Annotated in this window: 2 protein-coding genes; both read left to right on the forward strand. The window is 71.4% G+C overall.

Annotated features, from left to right (window positions below; genetic code table 11):
- A partial coding sequence (locus HMPREF3086_RS04155; protein ID WP_070720289.1) for a cell division protein FtsQ/DivIB occupies window positions 1–766 on the forward strand: 766 nt, incomplete at its 5' end.
- Window positions 767–1,011: 245 nt separating this feature from the next.
- Window positions 1,012–1,976: cell division protein FtsZ (ftsZ, locus tag HMPREF3086_RS04160; protein ID WP_070720291.1), on the forward strand; the 965-nt coding region annotated here is incomplete at its 3' end.

Consider the following 1,976-nt stretch of genomic DNA (forward strand, 5'->3'; position numbering starts at 1 on the left):
CCCCGATCGCCGGAGCGCCGCGGCCGACCTGCGCCGCTCCGACGAGCGGGTCCGTCATTCCGACCCGGCGGTGCGCGCACGCCTGCGGCGCCGCCGCCGGCGGACCAACCGGATCTACGCCGGGCTGGGCATCGCATTGGTCGTGGTGCTGCTCGGCTACATCGCGCTGTACTTCCTGCCGGTGTTCGCCGTCCGTGAGGTGAGCGTCGAGGGCACACGGACGATCCCCGCGGAGGTCGTCACCGAGCGCGCGGCGGTCGCACCGGGCACGCCGCTGCTCCAGGTCGACACCCACGCGGTCGCCCGGCGCGTGGCGGGCATCCCGCGCGTGGATCAGGTGACGGTCAAGCGGGACTACCCGTCGGGACTGCGGATCGAGCTCGTCGAGCGCACCGCGCTGGTGGTGGTGGAGGTCGACGGCGAGCAGCATCTCGTGGACGCCCAGGGCATCGACTTCGGCCCGGGCGAGGTGCCGCCCGGGACTCCTGTGCTCACGGTGGGAGAAAACGCCCGCGGCGAGCTGCCGGCGGTCGTCCGCGACCTGGCGACGGTCTTCGCCGAGGTGCGGGGCACGGCCGGTCAGGAGATCACCGCCGTGGAGGTCGACACCCGCGCGTCGATCGTGCTCACCCTCGCCGACGGGCGGATCGTCGAGTGGGGAGCGGCCGGCCGCGACCGGGAGAAGGCCGTGGCTTTGCAGATGGTTCTCGAGCAGCCGGGACAGATCTGGAACGTGTCCAACCCGGCCCTGCCGACGTCCCGCTAGGGCCCCGCCGGCGCCACGTCCGCACCCCGGCGGAGCACCGTCGACGGCCCGGTACACACGACACGCCCGCGAGCCTCGTGGACGCGCGGGGCCGCTAGCCCTACCGTGGTGTTCCGACGGCCGAAACCGCCTCTGACCAGCAAGTTTAACCCTCAACTAGAGGGTGAGACTTCAGGGTCCACGGAACGTTTCGTCGAGACAGCACGCAACCGAGCACGACACCCCCATAGGAAGGCCGGGCCTCGATGAGCTCACCCCACAACTACCTCGCAGTCATCAAGGTCGTCGGCATCGGCGGCGGCGGCGTGAACGCGGTCAACCGGATGATCGACGAGGGGCTCAAGGGCGTCGAGTTCATCGCCGTGAACACCGACGCGCAGGCCCTCCTCATGTCGGACGCCGACGTCAAGCTCGACGTGGGCCGCGAGCTCACCCGAGGACTCGGCGCGGGCGCCGACCCCGAGGTGGGCCGTAAGGCCGCCGAGGACCACAAGGACGAGATCGAGGAGGTGCTCAAGGGCGCCGACATGGTCTTCGTCACCGCCGGCGAGGGCGGCGGCACCGGCACCGGCGGCGCGCCCGTCGTGGCGGCCATCGCCCGCAAGCTCGGCGCCCTCACCGTGGGCGTGGTCACGCGCCCGTTCTCGTTCGAGGGCAAGCGCCGCGGCGGCCAGGCCGACGCCGGCATCGACGCCCTGCGCGAGGCCTGCGACACGCTCATCGTGATCCCCAACGACCGCCTCCTGCAGCTGGGCGACGCGGGGGTGTCGATGATGGAGGCGTTCAAGACCGCCGACGAGGTGCTGCTCAACGGTGTCCAGGGCATCACCGACCTCATCACCACGCCCGGCGTCATCAACGTCGACTTCGCCGACGTCAAGGGCGTCATGTCCGGCGCCGGCAGCGCGCTCATGGGCATCGGCTCCTCCCGGGGAGAGGGGCGCGCGTTCAAGGCTGCCGAGGCCGCCATCAACTCGCCGCTGCTCGAGACCACGATGGAGGGCGCCAAGGGCGTGCTCATGTCCATCGCCGGTGGCAGCGACCTGGGCCTGTTCGAGATCAACGAGGCCGCCTCCCTCGTGCAGGAGGAGGCGCACCCCGACGCCAACATCATCTTCGGCACGGTCGTCGACGACTCCCTCGGCGACGAGGTCCGCGTGACGGTCATCGCCGCCGGGTTCGAGGGCGGGGAGGCTGTCGACCGCTTCGA

It is taken from the genome of Dietzia sp. HMSC21D01, assembly GCF_001815995.1.
Taxonomy (GTDB): Bacteria; Actinomycetota; Actinomycetes; order Mycobacteriales; family Mycobacteriaceae; genus Dietzia; species Dietzia cinnamea.